Origin of the sequence: Arthrobacter nitrophenolicus (assembly GCF_000332815.1) — a bacterium.
Lineage (GTDB): Bacteria > Actinomycetota > Actinomycetes > Actinomycetales > Micrococcaceae > Arthrobacter > Arthrobacter nitrophenolicus.
Genome location: NZ_AOFD01000021.1, coordinates 1 through 24,247, shown reverse-complemented (window position 1 = coordinate 24,247; position 24,247 = coordinate 1). Strand labels below are relative to the sequence as shown.

The 24,247-nt window shown below is 67.3% G+C and carries 15 protein-coding genes and 4 pseudogenes; 5 read left to right on the top strand and 14 right to left on the bottom strand.

What is annotated here, in order from left to right; all coding sequences use genetic code 11:
* Positions 1–76: 76 nt before the first annotated feature.
* Positions 77–585: pseudogene (locus G205_RS09465) on the bottom strand (amino-acid N-acetyltransferase).
* A gap of 268 nt (positions 586–853) precedes the next feature.
* On the opposite strand from G205_RS09465, the gene G205_RS09460 reads away from it, so the two are divergent.
* Positions 854–2,278 carry an amino acid permease gene (locus G205_RS09460; RefSeq protein WP_035752620.1) on the top strand — a complete coding sequence of 475 codons (1,425 nt, stop codon included), beginning with the start codon at positions 854–856 and terminating at the stop codon, positions 2,276–2,278.
* A gap of 171 nt (positions 2,279–2,449) precedes the next feature.
* On the opposite strand, the pseudogene G205_RS09455 reads toward G205_RS09460, so the two are convergent.
* The 5 genes and pseudogenes from G205_RS09455 to lysS all read right to left on the bottom strand — a co-directional run bounded on the left by G205_RS09455 (position 2,450) and on the right by lysS (position 9,779).
* Positions 2,450–4,572: pseudogene (locus G205_RS09455) on the bottom strand (S9 family peptidase).
* A 143-nt stretch (positions 4,573–4,715) separates the two neighbouring features.
* A complete protein-coding gene (locus tag G205_RS09450; RefSeq protein ID WP_035752617.1) occupies positions 4,716–7,208 on the bottom strand; it encodes an ATP-dependent Clp protease ATP-binding subunit in 2,493 nt (830 codons plus the stop codon).
* A gap of 351 nt (positions 7,209–7,559) precedes the next feature.
* On the bottom strand, positions 7,560–7,895 hold the full coding sequence (locus G205_RS09445) for a histone-like nucleoid-structuring protein Lsr2 (RefSeq protein WP_009357797.1): 336 nt from the start codon (positions 7,893–7,895) through the stop codon (positions 7,560–7,562).
* 136 nt (positions 7,896–8,031) lie between these two features.
* The gene (locus tag G205_RS09440; RefSeq protein ID WP_009357796.1) at positions 8,032–8,238 is read right to left on the bottom strand and encodes a hypothetical protein; all 207 of its coding nucleotides are present in this window, start codon (positions 8,236–8,238) and stop codon (positions 8,032–8,034) included.
* 2 nt (positions 8,239–8,240) lie between these two features.
* Positions 8,241–9,779: a lysine--tRNA ligase gene (gene lysS, locus G205_RS09435; RefSeq protein ID WP_009357795.1), complete on the bottom strand. Its 1,539-nt coding sequence runs from the start codon at positions 9,777–9,779 to the stop codon at positions 8,241–8,243.
* A 48-nt stretch (positions 9,780–9,827) separates the two neighbouring features.
* On the opposite strand from lysS, the gene G205_RS09430 reads away from it, so the two are divergent.
* On the top strand, positions 9,828–10,682 hold the full coding sequence (locus G205_RS09430) for an alpha/beta fold hydrolase (protein ID WP_009357794.1): 855 nt from the start codon (positions 9,828–9,830) through the stop codon (positions 10,680–10,682).
* A gap of 83 nt (positions 10,683–10,765) precedes the next feature.
* Here the strand turns inward: G205_RS09430 and G205_RS22685 are convergent, their stop codons facing one another.
* From G205_RS22685 to G205_RS09405, 6 genes and pseudogenes are all read right to left on the bottom strand, one after another.
* Positions 10,766–11,431 carry an allophanate hydrolase-related protein gene (locus G205_RS22685; protein WP_235046845.1) on the bottom strand — a complete coding sequence of 222 codons (666 nt, stop codon included), beginning with the start codon at positions 11,429–11,431 and terminating at the stop codon, positions 10,766–10,768.
* Positions 11,386–12,600 carry an amidase family protein gene (locus G205_RS09425; protein WP_235046844.1) on the bottom strand — a complete coding sequence of 405 codons (1,215 nt, stop codon included), beginning with the start codon at positions 12,598–12,600 and terminating at the stop codon, positions 11,386–11,388. Before G205_RS09425 ends, G205_RS22685 begins: the two co-directional genes overlap by 46 nt.
* Positions 12,597–16,285 (bottom strand): annotated as a pseudogene (gene uca / locus G205_RS09420) (urea carboxylase). Before uca ends, G205_RS09425 begins: the two are co-directional and overlap by 4 nt.
* 11 nt (positions 16,286–16,296) lie before the next feature.
* Entirely contained in the window at positions 16,297–16,992 is a 696-nt protein-coding gene (locus tag G205_RS09415; RefSeq protein WP_009357793.1) for an urea amidolyase associated protein UAAP2, read from the bottom strand.
* A pseudogene (locus G205_RS09410) lies at positions 16,989–17,659 on the bottom strand (urea amidolyase associated protein UAAP1). Before G205_RS09410 ends, G205_RS09415 begins: the two are co-directional and overlap by 4 nt.
* Positions 17,660–17,909: 250 nt before the next feature.
* Entirely contained in the window at positions 17,910–19,412 is a 1,503-nt protein-coding gene (locus tag G205_RS09405) for an amino acid permease (protein ID WP_009357792.1), read from the bottom strand.
* Between the two features lie 227 nt (positions 19,413–19,639).
* Between G205_RS09405 and G205_RS09400 the strand changes: the two genes are divergently transcribed.
* Together G205_RS09400 and G205_RS09395 are read left to right on the top strand one after the other, a co-directional pair.
* Positions 19,640–20,305, top strand: a complete 666-nt coding sequence (locus G205_RS09400) for a TetR/AcrR family transcriptional regulator (protein ID WP_009357791.1) — start codon at positions 19,640–19,642, stop codon at positions 20,303–20,305.
* Positions 20,306–20,360: 55 nt separating this feature from the next.
* Entirely contained in the window at positions 20,361–21,197 is an 837-nt protein-coding gene (locus tag G205_RS09395) for an alpha/beta fold hydrolase (protein WP_009357790.1), read from the top strand.
* A gap of 71 nt (positions 21,198–21,268) precedes the next feature.
* Here the strand turns inward: G205_RS09395 and G205_RS09390 are convergent, their stop codons facing one another.
* Together G205_RS09390 and G205_RS09385 are read right to left on the bottom strand one after the other, a co-directional pair.
* Positions 21,269–22,747, bottom strand: coding sequence for a DHA2 family efflux MFS transporter permease subunit (locus tag G205_RS09390; RefSeq protein ID WP_009357789.1), 1,479 nt, complete (start codon positions 22,745–22,747; stop codon positions 21,269–21,271).
* 126 nt (positions 22,748–22,873) lie between these two features.
* Positions 22,874–23,440 (bottom strand): type 1 glutamine amidotransferase domain-containing protein, encoded by a 567-nt coding sequence (locus G205_RS09385; RefSeq protein WP_009357788.1) that lies wholly within the window; start codon positions 23,438–23,440, stop codon positions 22,874–22,876.
* Between the two features lie 229 nt (positions 23,441–23,669).
* Between G205_RS09385 and G205_RS09380 the strand changes: the two genes are divergently transcribed.
* Positions 23,670–24,247 (top strand): DUF222 domain-containing protein (locus G205_RS09380; RefSeq protein WP_152419557.1); only part of this gene is annotated, 578 nt, incomplete at its 3' end.

Genomic DNA, 24,247 nt, shown 5'->3' with positions numbered 1-24,247 from the left:
AGCGTGAGACAGCCAGGACAGTGCCACTGGCGGCGGGTACCCGGTGCGCAACGGAAGGCGCAAGGCGGCATGCCTCCTACAGGAAGCGGATCATGCGGGTGTTTCCGAGAGTGTTCGGCTTGACCCGCGCGAGGTCCAGGAACTCGGCGACACCCTCGTCGTGGGAGCGCAGGAGCTCGGAGTAGACCTCCGGATCCACCGCCGACTGGTCCGCCATGACTTCGAACCCGTGCCGCTTGAAGAAGTCCACCTCAAAGGTGAGGCAGAAGACCCGGGCCACGCCAAGGGAACGTGCTTCATCAAGCAGGCTCTCCACCAGCACGTGGCCCACGCCCCGGCCGCGCCAGTCCTCGGAAGCGGCCAGCGTGCGTACTTCAGCCAGGTCCTCCCACATGACATGCAAGGCCCCGCAGCCGATGACCTCCCCCTCGCTGGACTCTGCGATCCTGAACTCCTGGAGCTTTCGTAGTAGGCCACCGTTTCCTTTGCCATCAGGATCCGCTGGTCCGCCAGCGGCGCTACCAGCTTCTTGATGGCGGACACATCACTTGTACGGGCCGGGCGGATGTGGAAGGAGTCGCTCACACGCCAATCCTAGTTGGCCCGCACTCAAGGGCGGCGTCAGGTCCTTCCGCGGCGCAAAGTGCGCCCGTGCCGGAGAGCCACAGACACGGCACTTCATAATCAGGGGCAGTAACAGCAACGCTTATGCTCGAAGCCGCAAAACCGGCGCGACTCCGCAGACTTCCACGAGGCGGGCCGGATGCGTTTGCGCAGGTGGAGGGCCAGCGAGCAGTGTTTCGACTGTTATCCCCGTCACCCTATGGGCAACGTCGCCCGTCCCGGAGGAAAAATGGCTTTAGGTTCCCCTACCCTGTCAGGCAGCATCACCGAGGAAGAAGGACAGCGGGGGCTCCGGCGCTCCATGGACGCCCGGCACCTTGTGATGATCGCGATGGGAGGTGTCATTGGCTCCGGGCTCTTCCTTAGCTCCGGCTACACCATCGCCCAGGCCGGCCCGCTGGGCGCGATCATCGCCTATCTCATCGGGGCCGCAGTGGTGTACATGGTCATGGCATGCCTGGGTGAACTCGCCGTGGCCTACCCGGTGTCCGGCGCCTTCCATATCTACGCCGCCAGGGCCATCGGTCCGGCCACCGGGTTTGCCACGGCATGGCTTTACTGGTTGTGCTGGGCGGTGGCACTTGGCTCGGAGTTCACCGCCGCCGGGCTGCTGATGCAGCGCTGGTTTCCGACGGTTGATGTGTGGGTCTGGTGCCTCGTTTTCGCCGCCGTCCTGTTCACCTTGAATGCCGTTTCCTCCCGCGTGTTCGGTGAATCCGAGTTCTGGTTTGCGCTGATCAAGGTTGCGGCAGTGATCGGCCTGATCGTCCTGGGCGGGGCGGCCCTGCTGGGCTTCCATCCGCTGGCTGAGGACGGCTACCCGCTGCTGGGCGAGAACCTGCACACCCCCCAAGGCCTGTTCCCGAACGGAATAACCGGCGTTCTGATCACCACGCTTGCGGTTTTCTACGCGTTTTCCGGCTCAGAACTTATTGGCGTGGCCGCGGGCGAAACCGCCAATCCCGCCGTCAACATTCCAAAGGCGATGCGGACCACCGTGATCCGGCTCCTGATCTTCTTTGTTGGCGCGATCGCCGTGATTGCCTGCACCGTTCCCTACGAGGAAACGTCGCTCGAGGTCAGCCCCTTCGTCGTCGTCTTCTCCCAACTGGGCATCCCCTACGCCGCCGACATCATGAACTTCGTCATCATCACGGCGCTCCTGTCGGCGGGCAACTGCGGCCTGTTTTCCTGCGCCCGCATGCTTTTCTCACTCGCTGACGAGGGGCATGCACCGAAGGCGCTGGGCAGGCTGACCAAGAGGGGCATCCCGATGCTTGCCCTGTGCGTCAGCATGTTGGGCGGCCTTGCCTCGCTGGTCAGCAGCGTGGTGGCACCCACCACGGTGTACCTGGTCCTGGTGTCCATCGCCGGTTTCGCGACCGTGGGCGTGTGGATGTCCATCACGGCATCACACTTTTTCCACCGCCGGGCGTTCCTGCGCGCAGGAGGACGGCACGCCGACCTTGGCTACAAGGCGCCGCTGTTCCCGCTGCTGCCCATCACCGCGTTCCTGCTGTGCGTGATCTCGCTGATCGGCATCGGCTTCGACCCAACCCAGGCCACAGCGCTCTACTTCGGAATCCCCTTCGTAGGAGTCTGCTACGCCTACTTCCACATCAAATACGGCCGGAAACAGGCCGTCGGTAAGTAGGCCCTCACGGCGACAGGGGGCATCCCCGGGCGCTGCCAACGCGACATGAACTGCAAGAGCGGGCGCCGGGGTCATTTGTATAGCTTGCGTCAAAGCGACGGAGGAGCAGCAAGCGGCAAATGACCCCGGTGGCCGCGCGGCCCAGGCAGGGGAACGCGCGGCACGCTCAGGCTAAAGACCCAGCTCAGGCGGCAGTGCGACGTCCTCGCCGAGGACGTTTTTGGCCAGGAATGATTCAACCACCTGGTACCAGACTTTGGCGTGCTGCGGCTGGAGAACCCAGTGGTTCTCGTCGGGGAAGTACAGGAACCGGTGGGCGGTCTGGCCGTCGGCATCGGCGGCCAGCTGGGATTTGGAGAGCAGTTCGTACCAAAGCCGCAGCCCTTCCCCGATGGGCACCCGGTAGTCCTTGTCCCCGTGGATGACCAGCATGGGCGTGCTGATCTTCTCCACGTGCAGGTGCGGGGAGTTCTCCAGCGCCATCTCTTCCGTCATTTCCTTCAGCCAGTACTGGGACGCGTCCGTGGTGGGGCCGAACTGGTCCAGGGCCCACAGGCTGGCATGGGTGACGACGGCGTCGAACCGGTCCGTTTGGCCGGCCACCCAGTTGGCCATGTAGCCGCCGAAGGAGCCGCCCATGGCAGCCGTCCGCGAGGCATCGATGTCCGGCCGCTCCACGGCGGCGTCCGTCACGGCCATCAGGTCCGTAAAGGGGGCTTTCCCCCAGGCGCCCCATCCCCGCTGGATGTAGGCCTGGCCGTAGCCGGTGGACAGTGCGGGATCCGGCAGCAGCACCGCATAGCCGCGGGCGGTGAGGAGCCAGGGGTTCCAGCGCCACGTCCACGCGTTCCACGATCCCAGCGGCCCGCCCCGTGGATCCAGAGGAGCAGTGGCGCCGGGCTGCCGGCGGACGCCTCCCCGGGCAGGGCGAGGTAGGCCGGAACCCGCGACCCGTCCCGGGCCGTGGCTGCGATGCGCTGCAGGCTTCCCGGACACACGGGCCGCTCCGCGGGCGCCGGCAGCCGTGTGGTTTCCCCTGTCGCCAGGTCGATGCGTACCGCTTCGGGCGGGAAGGCATAGGAGCTGCGCAGCGCGTAGGCGGCGCGCCCGTCCGGCGAAACCACGACGTCGGTGTACGCCGCCGCGTCCTGCGTCACCCGGGAGACACTCACCTCAGCGGCAGACGCCGGAACGCTGATCCGGAAAAGGGGCGACGCGCCGTCGTCGTCCGCCGTGGCCAGGATGGCTGACCCGTCCGGCAGCCAGGCGGCCGGCTTGGCCCAGCGGTCCCAGTCGTGCGCAAGGGGCTGCAGGCGCGCGGTCCCGTCGGCGGGGTTGGTGACGTCCAGCAGGTGAAGCTTGACCTCCGGCGCCTGGCGCGGCGTGGAGTCGCTCTCGCTGACCACCACCAGCGTCCTGCCGTCCGGGCTGACGGGGCCGGGAAAGTAGCTCATGCCTTCATGGTCCAGCAGCACCGTCATGCTGCCGGACTCCACGTCCACGGCCACCAGGACGGAACGGCTGTCCGCGCGGGCAAGTGGCTTGGTCAGGCTCGTGTAGATCGTCCTGCCGTCCGGGCTGGCGACCGTCTCCGCCTCCCGCAGCCGGGGCCCCGCGCCGGGCGTCAGGTTCCGCAGCACCAGGGGCGCGGCCGCATCCACCGTTGTCGGCTTGCCCGGTCCCCTGTCCTCTCCCGGTTCGACGGCGAAGATCCGCGGCTGCCCGGGTCCAAGGTCGGCGTCCCAGTACCTCACCGGATATTCACTGTGCAGGATGGCCGAGACCTTGTTGTCCTTGCGGGCCTTGCGGCGCCGGGCGTCGTCTTCCTCGTCGGTGGAGCCAGCCAGGACCTCGGCGGTCACGAAGGCAGCGTCCGCGCCCCTGGCCGTCAGTACCCTGGCGACGCCGCCCGGCCGGTTGAGGACCACCCGGGCTTCCCCGCCGTCGGCAGGAAGCAGCCAGAGGGCATTGACCGGATCCTCGTCCGGGCTGTCAGGGTCGGGCCGGGCTGAGGTGAAGTAGACGTCTCCGTTGGCGGCGAAGGCGGCACCCGCCTCGCCCTTGGCGCTGCGGGTGATGCGCCGGGCGTGCCGCTGGCCGGCCGGGTCCAGCTCCCACAGGGCGGTGGCGAACTCAGTCCCTTTGCCGTTGAGGGTGCTGACGGTTGTGACAAGGCGGGATCCGTCCGGGCTGAGGGTGAGCCCGCTGACCCGCGGGATGGACAGGTAGTGGTCGAGGTCGTGGAAAGGGGTCTGTGGTTGATCGCCCGGGATCGCCGGGTTCAAAATAGCCATGCCTCCGATTCAACACGCTTTGTGTCCCGCATCACAGCACCCGCGGCCTTTTCGGCATGCCGTGCAGGGGAACGCAAAAGCCCCGCCGTTTCCTTGCGGAGCGGCGGGGCTTTTGTGGAGCTGTACCTTTTGTGGAGTTCGGGTCAGACGCTCGGAGCGATCTCCGGGATGCGCGGCTTGGCGTTGCCGGCGAACGTGAACTTCGCGTCGTCGCCTTCGCCTTCCACGTCCACCACCACGATGTCGCCGGGGTGGATGTCGCCGAAGAGGATCTTCTCGGAGAGCTGGTCCTCGATCTCGCGCTGGATGGTGCGGCGCAGCGGCCGGGCACCCATTGCGGGGTCGTAGCCGCGGGTTGCCAGGAGCACCTTGGCGGCCTTGGTGAGCTCGATGCCCATGTCCTTGTCCTTGAGGCGCTTCTCCAGGCGGGTGACGAACAGGTCCACGATCTCGATGATCTCGTCCTGGGTGAGCTGCGGGAACACCACAACGTCATCCACGCGGTTCAGGAACTCGGGGCGGAAGTGCTGCTTGAGTTCCTCGGTCACACGGGCACGCATGCGGTTGTAGCCGGTCTGGGTGTCGGTGCCGGACTGGAAGCCGGTGGCAACGCTCTTGGAGATGTCCCGGGTGCCCAGGTTGGTGGTCATGATGATCACGGTGTTCTTGAAGTCCACCACCCGGCCCTGGGAGTCGGTCAGGCGGCCGTCTTCCAGGATCTGCAGCAGCGAGTTGAAGAGGTCCGCGTGGGCCTTCTCGACTTCATCGAACAGCACCACGGAGAACGGACGGCGGCGGACCTTCTCGGTCAGCTGCCCGCCCTCTTCGTAGCCGACGTAGCCCGGAGGGGCACCGAACAGCCGCGAGACCGTGTGCTTCTCCGAGTACTCGGACATGTCCAGCGTGATGAGGGCGTCCTCTTCACCGAACAGGAACTCCGCGAGTGCCTTGGCCAGCTCGGTCTTGCCGACGCCGGTGGGGCCGGCGAAGATGAACGAGCCGCCGGGGCGCTTGGGGTCCTTGAGCCCTGCACGGGTGCGGCGGATGGCCTGGGACAGTGCCTTGATGGCCTCGTCCTGGCCAACGACGCGCTTGTGCAGTTCCTCTTCCATCTTCAGCAGGCGCGAGGATTCTTCCTCGGTCAGCTTGAAGACGGGGATGCCGGTGGAGTTGGCCAGCACCTCAGCGATGAGGTCCTCGTCCACCTCGGAGATGTCGTCCATGCCGCCGGACTTCCAGTGGCGTTCCTTCTCGGCACGCTCGGCGATCATCTTCTGCTCTTTGTCGCGGAGCGAAGCTGCGCCTTCGAAGTCCTGCGCGTCGATGGCGGATTCCTTCTCCATCTTCAGCTTGGCGATGCGCTCGTCCATGGCCTTGAGCTCCGGCGGAGCGGTCATGCGGCGGATGCGCAGCCGTGCGCCTGCCTCGTCGATCAGGTCGATCGCCTTGTCCGGCAGGAAGCGGTCCGAAATGTAGCGCTCGGCGAGGCTGGCGGCAGAGGCCAGGGCGCCGTCGGTGATGGTGACGCGGTGGTGTGCCTCGTAGCGGTCACGCAGGCCCTTGAGGATCTCGATGGCGTGCGCCACGGAGGGTTCCTTGACCTGGATCGGCTGGAAGCGGCGCTCCAGCGCGGCGTCCTTCTCGATGTGCTTGCGGTACTCGTCCAGCGTGGTGGCACCGATGGTCTGCAGCTCGCCGCGGGCCAGCATAGGCTTCAGGATGGACGCGGCATCAATGGCGCCTTCGGCGGCGCCGGCACCAACGAGCGTGTGGATCTCGTCGATGAAGAGGATGATGTCGCCACGGGTGCGGATCTCCTTGAGGACCTTCTTCAGGCGCTCTTCGAAGTCACCGCGGTAGCGGGAGCCTGCCACCAGGGAGCCGAGGTCCAGGGTGTACAGCTGCTTGTCCTTGATGGTCTCCGGGACGTCGCCGCGCACAATGGCCTGGGCAAGGCCTTCGACGACGGCGGTCTTGCCGACGCCGGGTTCGCCGATGAGGACCGGGTTGTTCTTGGTACGTCGGGAGAGGACCTGCATGACGCGTTCCATCTCCTGCTCGCGCCCGATGACCGGATCCAGCTTGTTCTCGCGGGCAGCCTGGGTCAGGTTGCGGCCGAACTGGTCCAGCACGACGGAGCCGGCCGGCGCGCCCTCGGGCTGGCCTGAGCCGACGCCCGCACCGGTGGTTTCCTTGCCCTGGTAGCCGGAGAGCAGCTGGATGACCTGCTGGCGCACGCGGTTGAGGTCGGCGCCGAGCTTGACCAGCACCTGGGCGGCAACGCCCTCACCCTCGCGGATGAGGCCGAGCAGGATGTGCTCCGTGCCGATGTAGTTGTGGCCCAGCTGGAGTGCCTCGCGCAGCGAGAGCTCCAGTACCTTCTTGGCACGGGGGGTGAAGGGGATGTGCCCGGACGGCGCCTGCTGGCCCTGTCCGATGATCTCCTGCACCTGCTCGCGAACGCCGTCGAGCGAAATGCTCAAGGACTCAAGAGCTTTGGCGGCAACGCCCTCACCCTCATGGATCAGACCCAAGAGGATGTGTTCGGTACCGATGTAATTGTGGTTCAGCATGCGTGCCTCTTCTTGGGCAAGCACAACTACGCGACGGGCACGGTCCGTAAATCGCTCAAACATTTCGCCACACTCCTAGCTACGACGTACTTTGATGCTACGTGGCGGGCCCGGACTTGTGGAGCGTGTTCGCCACAGGGGAAACCCGCACCGTTCGGGAATATCCCGCAGGCATACCTCCCGGCCCGGACGGGCGGCCGGGGACAAGGCGGAGTGCTGCCCTCCCCTGCTGATAACGAAGCAAATGGCGAAGCTGGCGCCGGGCTTATAAAAAAGTGCCGCAGGCATCCCTCTGCAGGCCGCGCCTAAATTCCCCCGAGGGCGGTGCCGCTCCCGCACATTTTGTGCGGGAAACCGAAAAAACCCCGCTTCCCGGCGACGGGAAGCGGGGTTTTAACCAGGTCCTGGCTGCTGCTAGGAATTTGCCTTTTGGTAGGCTTCCTGGATTTCCGCCTGAATTCGGCCGCGGCTGTTTACGGTGTACCCGTTATCCCGGGCCCACTGCCTAATCTGGGCTGAATCATTGCTGCGGCCTGCGGCCGGAGCCTTGGGCGTGCGGGCGGCGGCGCGGCCTCCCGAGGCCTTCCGTGCAGCGGCTATGAAGCGCTCCAGCGAAGACCGGAGTTCAGCGGCATTGGCCGCTGAAAGGTCAATCTCGTAGTTCGTCCCATCAAGGCCGAACTTCACATTCTCGTCTGCGGATCCCCCATCCAGATCATCAACGAGGATGATGTTTACTTTCTGTGCCATTTAACGTCTTCCTCTTGGAAAGGGTGGTTTTTTCAGAAAAGCAGGATGTTTCCCTAAAAAGTATGACTCTCCTTATGGCAACGCGTCAAAGCGCCTAATGGTTCCTTGGGGATAACCGCAGAAGATTAGGGGATTTTTATTTGGCTTCGGGGCCCGGCTGGCCGGACGGCGGTTCGTCGGCCTGCCTGCGTTCGGCGGACTGTGCCGCCCGCGCGTCGGCCTCGGCCTGGGCGCGGGCTTCTGCCTGCCGTTCCGATTTGTCGGCATTGAAAATCGCCTTCATGGCAAACCAGAAAAGGAGGCCCACCACTATGGAGGGAAGCAGGACTGCTACATATTCCATGCCTAGTGCCCTTCGGGCTTCAGCAGCGGGAAGAGGATGGTCTCCCGGATTCCGGCGCCGGTGAACAGCATCACCAGGCGGTCGATGCCCAGCCCGATGCCGCCCATGGGCGGTGCGCCGTATTCCAGTGCCCGCAGGAAGTCCTCGTCCAGCTGCATGGCCTCGTCGTCGCCGGCCGCGGCGTGGCGGGACTGCTCCGTGAGCCGTTCGCGCTGGATGACGGGGTCGATAAGTTCGGAGAAGGCCGTGCCGCGCTCCATGCCGCCGATGATCAGGTCCCAGGCTTCGATGAGCCGGCCGTCCTTGCGGTGCGGGCGTGCCAGCGGCTGGGCGGAGGGCGGGTAGTCGTAGACAAACGTGGGGTTCAGCAGGGTGGGTTCCACGATTTCGCCAAAGAGCTCCACGGCCAGCTTTTCGGCGTCCCACTTGGGGTCCACGTTGACCTCGTGCTTTTCCGCCACTTCGCGAAGCAGCTCAAGCGGGGTGTCCGGAGTGATTTCCTGCCCGACGGCGTCGGACAGCCCCGGGTAGACGGCAAGCCAGGCCCATTCGCCGTCGAGGTTGATCTCGCCGGCCTCGGTCTGGATGGTGCGGCCGGCGCCCACGGCGTCAGCGGCGTCCAGGATGATCTCCTTGATGCGCTCCGCCATGACGAACTGGTCAGCCCACGCCTCGTAGCACTCAAGGGTGGTGAACTCGGGGCTGTGGGTGGAGTCCACGCCCTCGTTCCGGAACACGCGCCCCATGTCATAGACCCGGTCGATTCCGCCCACCACGGCCCGCTTCAGGTACAGCTCGGTGGCGATGCGCAGGGTCATCTTCTGGTCGAAGGCGTTCATGTGCGTCTCGAACGGGCGGGCCAGGGCCCCGCCGTGGACCAGGTTCAGGATGGGGGTTTCAACCTCCACATAGCGGTGGCGGAAGAGCGTCTCGCGGATGGAGCGGGTAATGGCGGCACGGGTGTAGACCATTTCGCGGGCCTCGTCGCGGACCATCAGGTCCACGTAGCGCTGCCGGACGCGGGTTTCCTCGTTCAGTTCGGCGTGCAGCACCGGCAGCGGGCGCAGCGCCTTGGAGGCCATGGACCAGGAGTCGGCCATGATGGAGAGCTCGCCGCGGCGTGAGGAGATGACCTCGCCCTTGATGAAGACGTGGTCACCGAGGTCAACCAGGGCCTTCCAGTCGGCGAGCGCTTCTTCACCGATGTTGGCCAGGCTGAGCATGGCCTGGAGGCGGGTCCCCTTGCCGTCGGTGCCGCCCTCTTGCAGGGTCGCGAAGCAAAGCTTTCCGGTGTTGCGGACGAACACCACGCGGCCGGTGACGCCAACGATGTCGCCGGTGGTGTCGTCCGCCTCGAGGTGGGCGTACTTTTCCCGGATTTCGGCGAGCGAGTGCGTCCGCTCCACACCCACCGGGTAGGCCTCCGTGCCGCGCTCGATCAGTTTGGCGCGCTTCTCCATGCGGATCCGCATCTGCTCGCTGGCATCGAGGGGCTCGGGGGCGTTCTTGGGGGCGGGGGTGTTTTGGGAAGTCACAGTCATCAAGTTTACCGGGACTTCGCGCGCCCGCTCCCGCCTAGGATGGGGTGGGTGAAAGAACGGTTCCTTCCAACGCACGACGGCGGCCGCCTGGCCTTGTACAGCTACGGCACCGTGGATGCCCCGGGGGAACGCCGCGTGCTGCTGATCGGCGGGGCGTTCCTGACTGCCCTGATCTACCGGCCGTTCTCGATCGCCCTTGCCAAGGGCCTGGGTGAGGGCTGGGCCGTGGACGTGTACGACCGCCGGGGACGCGGCCGCTCAACAGAACAGCCGGCCGACTACTGCATGGGTACCGAGATCGCGGACGTCCGCACGGTCATGGACGCCACCGGCGCCAGGAACATCCTGGGCCACAGCCTCGGCGGTTCCGTGGCATTGAACGCCGTCCAGGAGTTCACCGGGACCTCGTATGTTCCGGACAAGCTCGCCGTGTACGACGCAGCCGTGAACATCGACGGCAGCATCGACACTGAGTGGCTGGACGGGTTTGAGGATGCGGTCAACAACGGCAGGGTGGGGCACGCCCTGGCGCACATGAAGAGAGCAACGTCCCCGGGGTCGGCCCTGGCCCGCATCCCCGAACCCGTCCTCGCCGGGCTGATGGCGCTGCTCTCACGGACCAAGGTCAACAGGATGTTCCGTGAAGTGATGCCCAGCGGCGTCGGCGAACTGCGGGCCGCGTACAAGGAGGCCGACCATGCCAGGAACTTCAGCGTGCTGCCTGCCAATACCCATTTCATGGCCGGCGGCAAGAGTCCCGGCTACTACAAGGTCACGGCGGAGCGGCTGCACGCGGCCGTCCCCGGCAGCACGTTCGAGCTCTCGCCCAAGGGCTTCCACGGCTCGATCCCGGCGGCGGTCAACGAACTCGTGACGGACATCTCGGAGTACTTCAAAGGCTGACCGGAAACCGGAGTTTTGTCCACATATGAATCCGCCCGCCCTGAAGTCGCCATATGCGGACAAAAACCCGATGGGGGTGGGGATCAGGTGCGTTCGCCCCGGGTGAATCCGGCCAGGGCGGCGTCGCCGAGATCCTGCCAGAGGCTCCTTTCCTTCCGCCCGCCGCTGCGGTCCGCCAGCCAGTCACCCCAGGCCGTGATGTCCTCCCCGCCGGCCGCTGCCACGGCGTCGCAGGCGAAGCCGACGGCGGATGTGCCGTCCGCCAGCAGCATGGACCCCAGCAGCATGGGCTCGGGCAGGGACGCCAGGAACGAACCCAGCGCGGCAGGCGGCAGCAGCCAGCGCTCCCCCACCAGCTCCGCGCCGTCGTCGGACCTGTACACCCCCGGCTTGGGCGGCACCGTGTCCAGCGACACCATGCGGTAGCGGGCGGCAGTCCGGACGGTTCCGTCCCAGGCGGCGCCGAGTTCCTCCAGCTGGTGCGCCAGCGGCTGCCCCTTGCGGTGCGCGCCCACCACCACCAGCGGCACAGCTGCCGCACCTGCCGCCACCGGCCAGGGAACAGACGACGCCGGCGGCCCGGCAGGCTGCCCGGCCGACGGCGACGCTCCCGCGGCGAAGAGGGCGGGCACCTCAGGGGTAACCTCCAGCAGGCGGGCAATATCCGCGGCCACCGCGTCGTCGAAGGTCCGGGCCACCACTGTCATGCCGAACTGCGCGCCGTCCACTTCCCCGGCCGGAACGGCCACGGCGCACAGGTCGAAGAGGTTGCAGAAGTTCGTGTAGGTGCCATGCGGGAGTTCACGCCCACTGGATCGGCAGCGACGTCGGCCAGCGTGGGGTGGAACGGGGCGGTGGGAACGAGCAGGGCGTCAAAGCCGCCCAGCCGCTCCATGGCCGTGTGCTTCAGCTCCTCCAACCTTGCAGTGTCCGCGACGTAGCGGTGTGCGGGCAGCTTTCCGGCAGCCCGGATGATGCCCGCCACGGTGGGATCGACGCCCGCCCCGCCGTCGAACTCCGCCAGGAAGTTCCCGACGGCGGCATAGCGCTCGGCCACCAGCGCGCCGTCGTACAGCAGCCGGGCAGCGTCGAGGAAGGCGTCGAACTCAATGGGTTCGGCGTCCACGCCCAGGCCCTGGAGCCGCTGGATGTTCCGGTGGAACTCCGCGGCCCAGGCCTCCGGCAGGGCCGGCAGGCTTGCCGGGTAGGCGACCCGCGGCCTCGCCGGTGCCGCCAGCCGGACATCCGAGGGCCAGTCGCGGGCGTTGCCTGCCATGACACCCATGGCCAGTTCCGCCGTGGCAAGGTGCCGGGCGAAGATGGTGACGGCATCCCAGGACCGGCAGGCAGGAACCACGCCGGCGGTGGATACGACGTGCAGGGTGGGCTTGATTCCCACGATTCCCTGCAGTCCGGCCGGCACCCGGCCCGAACCGGCCGTGTCCGTCCCGATGGCGATGTCAGCCAGGCCCAGTGCCACCGCCACGGCGGAGCCGGAGCTGGACCCGCCGGAGATGAAGCCGGGGCGGCGGGAGTCGCGGACGGCCCCATAGGGGCTGCGCGTGCCCACCAGCCCGGTGGCGAACTGGTCCAGGTTGGTGGCACCCAGGACCAGGGCGCCGGCAGCACGCAGCCGGGCCACCGCCCCAGCATCCTTGTCGGGGGTGTACGCGAAGCCGGGGCACGCCGCCGTCGTGGGGATGCCTGCCACGTCCACGTTGTTCTTGACTGCCAGCAGGAGCCCGGCCAGCGGCAGGTGCGCACCGCCGGCAACTGCCGTATCGATGGCGGCTGCTTCGGCAAGGAGCTCATCAGCGCCGCGCAGCGTGATCCAGATTTCGGGCCGGTCGATTGTTTCGATGGCAGCCAGGGCTGCACGCACCCGGGACGTGGCGGCGCCTGCGGCTGGGGTGCTCATACTGCTGCCTCTTCCAGCTGCGGGGATTCCATTCCGGCGGGCTCCAGGTCGGTGCCGCCGAGGACAACCACTGCCTCGCCCGCCACCACCTGCGAACCCGCGGCCGGCAGGACGCGGAGCACCACGCCGTCGCACGGGGCTTCCAGCACTGTTTCCATCTTCATGGCCTCAAGGGACACCAGTGGCTGGCCTTTCACCACGAGATCGCCTTCCGCCACGTCCACCTTCCAGACGCTGGCGGCGAAGGGTGCCGTGACGAGGGACCCTCCCTCCGGAACCACTACCTCGTCCGCAGCGGGGGCCACGACGGCGGCGAGCGCCTCCGCACGGTCAAACTCGCCGGCGTCGGCCCACGCCTGGCGCTCCACGGCGAAGGCCGCCCCCTGCTTCTCGCGGAATGCCGTGATGGACTCCCGGTTCTCCTCGAGGAACAGTTCGTGGTCGGCCAGGGAGAACGTGCCGTCCTCGATCTCGATGCCGCGGCCCCTTCCGGCGGCCATGTCCGCCCGCAGGTCCAGCAGTTCCTCCGGGCTGACCGGGTACCAGGAGATCCGGTCGAAGAAGCGGAGCAGCCACGGTGAGCCTGGCTCGAACGGTGCGGAGTCCGCGTAGCGGGACCACACCTGGGTGGTGCGGCCAACGAACTGGTAGCCGCCGGGGCCTTCCATGCCGTAGATGCACATGTACGCGCCGCCGATGCCCACCGCATTCTCCGGCGTCCAGGTGCGGGCCGGGTTGTACTTGGTGGTGACCAGCCGGTGCCGCGGGTCAAGCGGTGTGGCCACCGGGGCGCCGAGGTAGACGTCGCCCAGTCCCAGGACCAGGTACTCCGCGTTGAAGACGGTGTCGAAGACGTCGTTGACGGAGTCCAGGCCGTTGATGCGGCGGATGAACTCGATATTCCAGGGGCACCAGGGGGCGTCGTCCCGGACACCTGCCATGTAACGTTCAATGGCTTCCCGGGTGGCGGGGTCGTCCCAGGACAGTGGCAGCCGGACGGTGCGGCTGGGGACAACCAGTTCGGAGCTTGCGGGCAGCGCCGCTTCAATTTCCCGGACCATGCCCAGCAGCTTCCTGGTGGGCAGGACCGAGGGGTCCACCTTGATCTGGAGGGAACGGATTCCCGGCGTCAGGTCCACGATTCCGGGCACCCGGAGCTGTTCGATGTGCTGGTGCAGGGCATGGACCCTGGCGCGGAGGCCCAGGTCCAGCACCATGTCTCCGTACTCCACCAGCAGGTTGTCGTCGCCGGAGCGGCGGTACGTGACTGCAGGGCGGCCGGAACCTTCGGGCACCCGGCCCAGTACGCCGTCGTCGCCGTCCCTTTCCGCCGGCAGGCCGGCCTGCCACCCGGCGCTGCCCGGAAGCAGCAGCTGCCGGCCGGGTCCCAGGTCCTTGGCCGACGGCGCCTGGCTGGCTTTGACGGGAACGAACCGGACCTTGTCGCCGGGCCGGAGCTGGCCGAGCTTCCAGCGGTCGGCCGTGACGACCGTGACCGGGCAGACGAAGCCGCCCAGGCTGGGGCCGTCCGGGCCGAGCAGGATGGGGGTGTCGCCGGTGAAGTCCAGGGCGCCGACGGAGTAGGCGGTGTCGTGGATGTTGGACGGGTGCAGGCCTGCCTCGCCGCCGTCGGTCCGGGCCCAGCGCGGCTTGGGACCGGTGAGGCGGACACCGGTCCGTGCGGAGTTGAAGTGCACCTCGTACTCGGCGGCATACAGCTCATCGATGTCTTCGCGCTGGAAGAATTCAGGGGCACCGTGCGGGCCCTCTGTCACTGCCAGTTCCCACACAGATGTCAGGGCGGGACGGCTGTCCAGCGGCACCGCCCCCGCAACTGTGCCGGTGGGGGACTGGACGGCGCGGAGCACGTCGCCGGCGCGCAGGACCCGTCCGGCGTGCCCGCCGAACTGTCCCAGGGTGAAGGTGGAGGCGCTGCGAGGTACTCGGGAATGTCCAGGCCGCCCTGGAACAGGATGTAGCCGCGGAGCCCGTGCCCTGCCGCGGTGCCAACGTCGAGCGTTCCTCCCGCCGGAACCGTGACCGGCGTCCACGCGGGCACCTCCGTCCCGTCAACCGTCAGCGTGACGTCGGCGCCGGTGACGCAGACGGTGGTGGCGTGCGTGAAGGTCAGGCTCGGGCCGGTCATGGTGAATTCCAGGCCCGGCGCGCCCTCGGGATTGCCCAGGGCCGTGTTGCCCAGCCGGAAGGAAAGATCGTCCATCGGCCCGCTCGGCGGAACACCGATCTGCCAGAGCCCGGTGCGGCCCGGCCAGTCCTGCACGCTTGTCTGCAGGCCCGGACGGTTGACGGTGATGCGCGGCTCGGGGTCCCCCACGCTGTCCAGGGTGCTGGTGGAGTGCCCGACGCTGCGGACGACGTCGAGGCCCGTTACGGCGCGCAGCATCCCCAGGTTGGTCTCGATCCCGTCGATCCGGGTGCCTGCGAGCGCGGCGGCCAGCCGGTCGAACGCCTCGCCCCGGGTTGCCCCGGAGGTGATGACCTTGCCCAGGAGCGGATCGTAGTTGGTGGACACGTCGGTGCCGGTCTCCACCCAGGCGTCAACCCGGACACCATTGGTGGCGGGAAATTCTGCGTTCGTGACCGTCCCGGCGCTGGGCTGGAAATTGCGCGCCGGGTCTTCGGCGTAGACGCGGGCTTCGACGGCGCTGCCGGAAACGGGCAGGCCGTCCGGAAGACCGGCAAGGACGCTCTTCGCTTCCCCGCCGCCCTGCGCCAGCCGGAGCATCCATTCCACCAGGTCCACCCCGGTGACGGCCTCAGTGACGGGGTGCTCCACCTGGAGGCGGGCGTTGACCTCCAGGAAGGACGCCTCCTGGCGGGCGGAGTCGTAGACGAACTCCACGGTGCCGGCGGAGCGGTAGTTAAGGGAGGCGCAGAGGGCGCGGGAGGTGCGGTGCAGTTCTTGCCGCAGGCTGTCCGGCAGGTCCGGGGCCGGTGCCTCCTCGAGCACTTTCTGGTGGCGGCGCTGCAGCGAGCAGTCCCGGTCGCCCAGGCTCACCACCCGCCCCTTGCCGTCGCCGAAGACCTGGACCTCGATGTGCCGGGCGTTCTCGACATAGCGTTCGGCAAAAACGCCGGCCGTGCCGAAGCTGGCGCCGGCCAGGCGGGCTACGCGCGGGAAACTCTCCACCAGTTCGGCCTCGGTGCGGCAGACGGTCATGCCGATCCCGCCGCCACCGCCGGTGGCCTTCAGCATCAGCGGGAACCCGATCGCCTGGCTGGCCGCGACGGCGGCGTCCACGTCCTCAAGCAGCCCGGAACCGGCGATCATCGGTACCCCGGCTGCACGGGCGGCGTCGCGCGCTGTGTGCTTGGTGCCGAAGATGCGCAGCTGTTCGGCGGTGGGGCCGACGAAGACCAGCCCCGCCGCTTCCACGGCCTCGGCGAAGGCGGCGTCCTCGGACAGGAAGCCGTACCCGGGGTGGATGGCGCCGGCGCCCGTGGACGCGGCGGCGTCCAGCAGGGCGTCAACCTTCAGGTAGGACTCCTTCGCGGGTGCCGGGCCCAGGAGCACTGCCTCGTCAGCCAGGCGGACGTGGCGGGCGCCGCGGTCCGCTTCGGAGAAGACGGCCACCGTGCGCAGCCCGAGCTTCCGGGCGGAATCGATGATGCGGCAGGCGATTTCACCGCGGTTTGCGATCAGCAGGGTGTCGAAAGTGCTCAGGTTTGTGGTGCTCACAGCGCTGCCTCCGGCCGGGTGACGATCATGCGGACTGGGGTGGGGTTGAAGCCGTTGCAGGGGTTGTTGATCTGCGGGCAGTTGGAGACGAGGACCAGGGTGTCCGCCTCGGCGCGCAGGGCCACCCGTTTGCCGGGGGCAGAGAGGCCGTCAACGATGCCCAGCGCACCGTCCGGGTCCACGGGGACGTTCATGAACCAGTTGATGTTGGACACCAGGTCCCGCTTGCCCAGGCCCCAGCGGGAGCCTTCGATCAGGAAGTTCTCCACGCAGGCGTGCTGTTCGCGGGTGTGTTGGCCGTAGCGGAGGGTGTTGGACTCCTGGGAGCAGGCGCCGCCGATGGTGTCATGCACGCCCACCTCGTCCGCCACCACGGTCATCAGCGGGGCGCCGGTGTCCACCCGGAGCACGGAACCGGTGGTGAGGACGATCGACTGCTGCGCGGCGATGGTGGCAGCCGCGGAATAGCGGACGGAGGTATCGGCGGCCGAATAGAGGAGGCAGTCCACGGCCTGGTTTCCTTCCAGGTCCACGATGGTCAGCACGTCGCCGGCTGCCACCACGGCGGACCAGGGGCCGCGGGCCTCCACGAATTCGTCCAGGATCACCTGGCCTGCCGCCAGGGCGGTTTCGCCCGCTGCCGGGACGGACTTGGTGTCCGCAGGGGATTTGGTGAAAGTGGCGGTGTTCATCGGGCGTTCCTCGCGGTCAGGTCGTGTTCGGTATTGCGGAGCGCCTGCAGGTGCTCGGGGGCCAGTGGTCCGGCCAGGCTGCCGGTTTCGAGTGCGGCCAGGTCCTTCGGTGCATGCCAGGCGGTGATGTCCACGGCGGTTCCGGTGAATTCCGGGCGCGGGTCCAGCGGGTGGGCGGTGTTGGCCAGCACCAGCACGGCGTCCATCTGGAGCAGGAGTTCGACGACGGCTCCCGGGCCGGCGCTTCCGGTGAAGGTGATGGTGCCGGCGGGGTCGACGTTGATGCCTTGGAAGAAGGACAGCGACGGCGCCACGTCCCTGGGACCCAGCCCGCACTTCAGTGCACCGAGGGTGAGCAGTTCGCGGGCGGCCGGGAGGTGCTGTGCGCCGTTCCGGCGCCGTACTTCGCCGTGTTCCCGGCCAGGGTGGTGGCACCGGTGAGGGAGTCGTGGCGGTTGGACGTATCGGCGACGATGGTGGCCATCAGCCGGCCTGCGTCCGACAGCAAGGGGTGGCCCGCGCCGGGGTAGGCCTGCCACGGGACCTTGACGGTGTCCGCCACGTTGAGCCGCTCGTGCAGGGCACCGGCGCGGTACAGCAGGGTGTGCACGCAGGCGTCACCGGCGGTGTCGGCGAGCCGGATCCTCGTGCCGCGGGCGAGTGTCATGGTGGTGTACCGGCCGAAGGCGAGGGACTCGGCCCAGGTGGGGCGGACGCCGTCGGGCAGTCCGTCTGTCAGGCGGGCGGGGGCGGAAGTGGCCGGCACGAAGCGCATGGTCTCCGCGGTCCTGCCGTGCTGCTCCCTGGCGTGGGCGCGGGCACCGGCGGTGGTGGCCGTACCTGTGGCTGGTGTTTCGATCGTCTGGGTCATGTCAGTCCTGTGTTGTTTCGAAGGCGAAGAATTGGTCCGGTGCGGGTCAGGCGCTGGCAGCCAGGTTCCGGCGGCGGACCCAGAGGCCCACCAGCAGGACTGCCGTCACCATCAGGGGCGCCGAGTAGAGGAGGATGCCGTTCTCGCCGCTGGGGTCGTAGACCTCGGGCCGTGGCCAGGCGAGGTTGACCACCATCACGGCTCCGTAGAGCACGGCGAGGATGTTGACCGGCAGCCCCCAGCGGCCCAGGGAGAAGAGGCCTTCCGGCATCGTCTGGCCCACGCGGTTCCAGTCGCCGCGGATGCGGTTGGCCAGTTGCGGCACGGTGACCAGGAGGTAGGCGAGGTAGACCATGACGATGCAGACGCTGCACAGGGTGGTGAACAGGGCGGCGTTGCCCACGTTGATGGCCAGCACGCCCACTGCCAGGGCGCCGATTACGATCGAGGGCCACATGGGGGTCCCGCGGGTCGGGTGGACGGAGGACAGCAGCGCGGAGGCGGGGAGCTTGCCGTCCCGGGCCATGGAGAACACCAGCCGGGAGCCGGCGGTCTGGATGGCGAGGGTGCAGACGAAGATGGCGATGGCGACGTCCACCAGCAGCACCTTGCCCCAGAAGGTGCCCAGCACCGCGGTGAGGACGTAGGGCAGGCCTTCGGTGGCGAGGCGGCCGTCGTCGAGGCTGGGTGCGGCCATCAGGGCGGTGATGATCATGAGTGCGCCGCCGATGCCCGAAATGAGGAGGGCGGAGAGGATGGTGCGGGGTGCGGTGCGGCGGGGGTCCTTAGTCTCTTCGGACAGCTCACCGGCGGAGTTGAAGCCCACCATCACGTAGGCGGCCATCAGCCCCGAGACCAGGAAGGCGCCCACCGCCCCCAGCTCGGAGGTCTGCAGGACGGTGGTGTCCGCCACTACGTCCGGACCCCGCTGCGCGGCGGTGATCAATGCAAGGATCACGGCAATGACGCCCACGATCTCGCAGGTGACGCCCACCGAGTTCACGTGGGCCATGAGCTTTACGCCCAGCGAGTTGATGACAGTGGTGGCCACCAGGAGCACCGCCCCGAGGATCACCGCATTGGCGGCGCCGGTGACGGTGTTCAGCGCCGGGTCCCCGCCCACCACCTGGAATCCGTCCCACAGCTGGGGCAGCACCACCTGCAGGGCGATGGCGGCTGCCGCGGCGGTGACCACCTGCGCGATGGCCATGAACCAGCCGGCGAACCAGCCCACGCCCTCTCCCCCCACGCGCCGGGCCCACTGGTACACGGCGCCGGACAGCGGGTAGCGGGCGGCGAGTTCGGCGAAGTTCAGGGCAACCAGGAGCTGCCCGACCAGCACCACCGGCCAGGTCCAGAAGAACGCCGGTCCGGCGAAGGAGTAGCCGAACGCGAACAGCTGGAAGATGGTGGTGAGGATGGAGACGAACGAAAAGCCGGCGGCGAAGGAAGCGTAGCGGCCGAGTTTCCGGTGGAGGGTGGGCTGGTAGCCAAGGGACGTCAGGTCCGCATCGTCCTGGTGGACGGTGGGGAGAACAGTTGATGTCATCAGAATCTCCGGGGCTGGAACGGCGGGGGGGAATAAAGCCTCCCGGCAGCGCAGCACTCGGCCGATGGCTGCTGATTACCGGTCACTTGATAGTTTTCCAGCGCCATGTCCCCAAACAGTTTCACTTCTGTAAAAGGCGGATAGACATCTTGTTTCCGTTGTATTTCCGGCCCCTCACCATCCTGTCCGGGCCAAACCGGCCCCGGCGGTAATGCAAGAATGATGCGGTGACTTCAGCCGGCCCGGGACGCCCCCGCCACCAACAGCCCTCCCGTCCGGGAGCCACAGCCAGGGATGAAATCCTGGACGCCGCAGCCGAGCTCTTCACCACGCAGGGCTACGCCAGCACCTCCACCCGGTCCATTGCGGACGCCGTGGGCATCCGGCAGTCATCGCTGTACCACCACTTCAAAACCAAGGACGACATCCTCGAGGACCTGCTGGACGGCACCGTGTCCGGCGGGCTGGCGTTCGCCCGGGCCGTGGCTGCCGGCGCGGAAGGCGAGGCGGCCCCTGGAAGCCGGCTTCACGCCGTCGCACTCTATGACGGCACCCAGCTTTGCAGCGCCCGCTGGAACCTGGGGATCCTGTACCACCTGCCCGAGGTCCGGAATGAGCGCTTTGCCCGGTTCCTTGCCGACCGGCAGGAGCTGCGCGGACTGTACCGGCAGCTGGGCGGCTCCGCTGCGGGCGAAACCGGCATGCAGGAAGCCGGCGGCGGGGATGTCACCTTCCGGCTGGTTGAGTCGCTGATCAGCCTCCGCGCGGACGGCCTGGTTACGGGTGATTCCCCGCTGCAGGCCGCGGATGCGGGCCTTGTCCTCTGCGGACGGGGCCCGGAACTGCCGGCCATCCGGGCCGAAAGCGCAGCCCTCATCGCCCGGTTCTCCTGATTTCCGCCCGGTGTCCGTGATGCTGACGCCCAGCTTGCTCGGCTAGGCTCGGACCATGACGCGCGAGAACATCAGGACCCCCGACGGCGGCACTCTGGAGCTCTTCTCCACCGGCGCCGAACTGGCTTCCGCCGGTTCGGGCGTGGTGGTCATCCCGCCCTCCATGGTGACCGCAGCCGACTACACCAAGTTCGCCCAGAAGCTCAGCGCAGCCCTGGGCCGCCCGGTGCACACGTTCAACCGCCGCGGCCGGGGATCGTCGTCGCCGCAGCCGGAGGACTACACGCTGGATGTGGACATCCGCGACCTGGACACCGTCATGAAACACACGTCCAGCACGGATGTCTTTGGCCACAGCTTCGGCGGCGCCGTGGCCCTGCACGCGGCACGGACCTTGCCGGTGGAGCGGCTCGCCGTGTACGACCCCGCCGTCTCCGTCAACCACTCCGTCAAGGCGGAGTGGATCGCCGAATACGAGTCCGCGGCTGCCGCCGGTGATGACGACCGGGCCCTCGCCGTGATCCAGCGCGGGCTCGAAGAAGGCGGACCGTTCTCGTCCCGGATGCCGCTGTCCATGCTGACCCTCGCCAACAAGCTGACCGCCGGCACGTCCGAGGGCAAGCAGCAGCGCGAACTGATGCGCACCGGCGTCCGGGAAATCAAGGCGATCATCGCGGCGGACATGCCGGCCGAGCCGTTCCTCGCGCTTCCGCTGGAAACCCTGATCGTGGTGGGCGAGAAGAGCCCGGCCTACTTCGGGGTGGCGTGCGGCCAGATCCACGACGTCCTCTCCGGGTCCAGCTACACCATCCTTCCCGGGTTCGGCCACGACGGCGCCATCAAAGCGCCGGACGTCCTCATCAAGGAACTGGCGGAGTTCTACGCCGGCTGACCGGTGGTTGAGCCTGTCGAAACCGCCTGTCGAAACCTCCTGGGATCTCGACAGGCTCAACCACCAATGAATCAGTGCCCGGCGCCGTGGCCTGCGGTGGCGCCTTCCGTCTTGCGCATCATCGCTGAAAGCACGACGGCGGCAAAGGCTATGACGGTTGCCGTCAGGAAGGCGGCGCTCATCCCGGCGACGAGGCCCGACGTCGCGGACACCACCGCGAAGATGGACACCAGCAGGGCGGTTCCGGCGGCGCCGGCCACCTGCTGGGTGGTGCTCATGATCGCCGACCCGTGGGAGTACAGGTGCGGCGGGAGCGGGTTCAGGCCGGTGGTGAACGCGGGAGTGAACAGCAACGCCAGCCCGAAACTCAGCCCCACGTGCAAGGTGACGATCCACCAGACTGCCGTGCCGGCGTCGAGCATTGAAAACTGCCAGAGGGTAACGACCATCAGGATGGAACCGGTGACCGTGAGCGGCAGCGGGCCCACCTTGTCGAAGAGCCGGCCGATGACCGGGCCCAGCAGGCCCATGGCGAGGCCGCCCGGGAGCAGCGCCAGGCCCGTTTCAAGGGATCCCAGGCCGCGGACTTCCTGCAGGTAGAGCGGCAGCAGGATCACGCCGCCGAACAGCGCCATCATGGCCACCACCATCAGCAGCACGGAGACGGTAAACATCCGGAAGTTGAACGCGCGGAGGTCAAGCAGCGGCGCCTCTGCCTTCTGCAGCCGTAGCTGCCGGAGGACGAAGACTGCCAGGCTGGCAACACCGATCACGAGGGCCGTGATGGCGCCGGCACCCGGACCGGCCTGACCGCCGTGGCCGCCGCCAATCTGGCTCAGGCCGTAGACCAGTCCGCCGAACGCGGGAACCGTCAGGAGGACGGAGAGGAAGTCCAGCTTGGTCTTTTCGGCTTCACCCACGTTGGTGAGGTATTTGGCGCCGATTGCCAGGGCGGCCAGGGCCACCGGCAGGACGAACACGAACATAAAGCGCCAGGTGAAGTGCTCCAGGATCAGGCCTGAAACAGTGGGCCCCATGGCGGGCGCCACCGAGATGGCGATGCTGACGTTGCCCATCACGGCGCCGCGCTTTGCCATCGGCACCAGCGTGAGGATGGTGGTCATCAGCAGCGGCAGCATGATCGCCGTGCCGCCGGCCTGGATGATGCGGGCGAGCAGAAGGATCTCGAATCCGGGAGCTACGGCCGCCAGGGCGGTGCCGCCGGCGAAGAGCCCCATGGCCAGCATGAAGACCTTGCGGGTGGACAGGCTCTGGAGGATGAAGCCGGTGGTGGGAATGACCACTGCCATGGTCAGCATGAACCCGGTGGAGAGCCACTGGACGGTGGGGGCGTCCACCTGCAGGTCCACCATGAGCCGCTGGAGTGCGACGTTCATGATGGTCTCGTTGAGGATGACCACGAACGTGGCCACCAGCAGCGTGCTGATGATGGTCACGGACTCCCGGGACATCTTCTCCGGCGCGGCGGGCTGTGTTCCTTCTGCTTGGACGGATTGGCCGCTGGCGTTCGGCGAGACTTCGGTAGACATGAGTGTTCCCTCAGGGAGTGATGAGTGTGGTGCGCGAACATGGTCGCTGCAGATGCCAACACTCTACCGGCTGGAGTAATTCCTCCGCACCGGATCTTTTTTCAAACCCTGAGGGAACAGAAGGTGTCAGGCCGTCTGGCCTGCGTGCTGGCCTTCGGAGATTTCCTCCACCAGCTTGCTGTTGAATGCCGGAAGGTCGTCAGGGTTGCGGCTCGTCACCAGGCCCTGGTCAACCACCACTTCCTGGTCCGTCCAGTTTGCCCCGGCGTTCTTCAGGTCTGTTTCCAGCGTGTGGTAGGACGTGACGTTCCGCCCGCGCACCACGCCGGCGTCGATGAGCATCCACGGCCCGTGGCAGATCGAGGCGACCGGCTTGTGCTGCTCAAAGAAGCTGCGGGTGAAGCTCTGCGCATCCTTGTCCACGCGGAGGTGGTCCGCATTGACAACGCCGCCCGGCAGGACCAGTGCGTCGAAGTCTGATGCGTTGGCCTCGGCAACAGTGAGGTCGACGTCAAAGGTGTCGCCCTTTTCCGTGCCCTTGAAGCCCTGCAGCTTGCCGCTCTTGAGGGCCACGAGCGTGGGCAGTCCGCCGGCGTCCTTCACGGCCTGCCAGGGGCTGGTAAGTTCAACCTGCTCCACGCCGTCCGTCAGCAGGAATGCAACCTTCTTGCCTGCGATGTTGTGTTCTGACATTGTTCCTCCTCATCTGAGGCGGCCCGGGCCCGCTTTTGGCGCGCCAGGTTCCGCAGCGAGAGTTGATTGCCTGACAGTTACCAGCCTAGGAAGTGCGAAAGTAATAAGCAAGCTGACTATCCCCTCGGCTGGGATTGGGGAATGACGACGGCGGCGGGCTGGCGTGGCTTGGCCTCGATCCTGTGCCGGGCGCCGAAAGAATGTCGTACCCTCCCACGATGATTTAGGTATGGGAAACAGCGCAGTAGTAGCGGCACCGATGGAGGGCGTTTTTGCCACCACAGCTGCCATCAACGCGCTGTTCCTTGAAGAAGCAGCCTTGAAGACCGTGCATGCCAATGGAGATGCGGACGGATCCGGGGTTAATGTTCTCGGCCGACTGTATGAGCTTCGGTTGGAACGGCTTGGCCTGGAATCCAAGCTTGAGGCACAGACCACCGCACTCAAGGCCAGGGACGCTGCCCAGTCCCTTGACCTGCAGCAGGCCATGACCCCGCCCGACGCCTCCACCCAGGACCGCACGTATGCGGAAATATCAACAGTGGAAGAAATCGCCGGGGTCCTGACCATCAGCTCCGGAGCAGCAGGGGCGTTCATCACCCAGGCCCGGCAAGTCTGTTCCCTCCCATCCGTGTACGGGGCCCTGTCCACCGGGTCCTTGTCCTGGCAGGGCGCCAGGATCATCGCCGACGAAACCGAGGCCCTGGACCACCCCGCCGCCGTAGCCCTCGCGGACCACTTCCTGGACCCCGACGCACCGAACCCGGCCCGCGGCTGCCCCGCCGCGAACCTTGTGCCCGTCCCGGC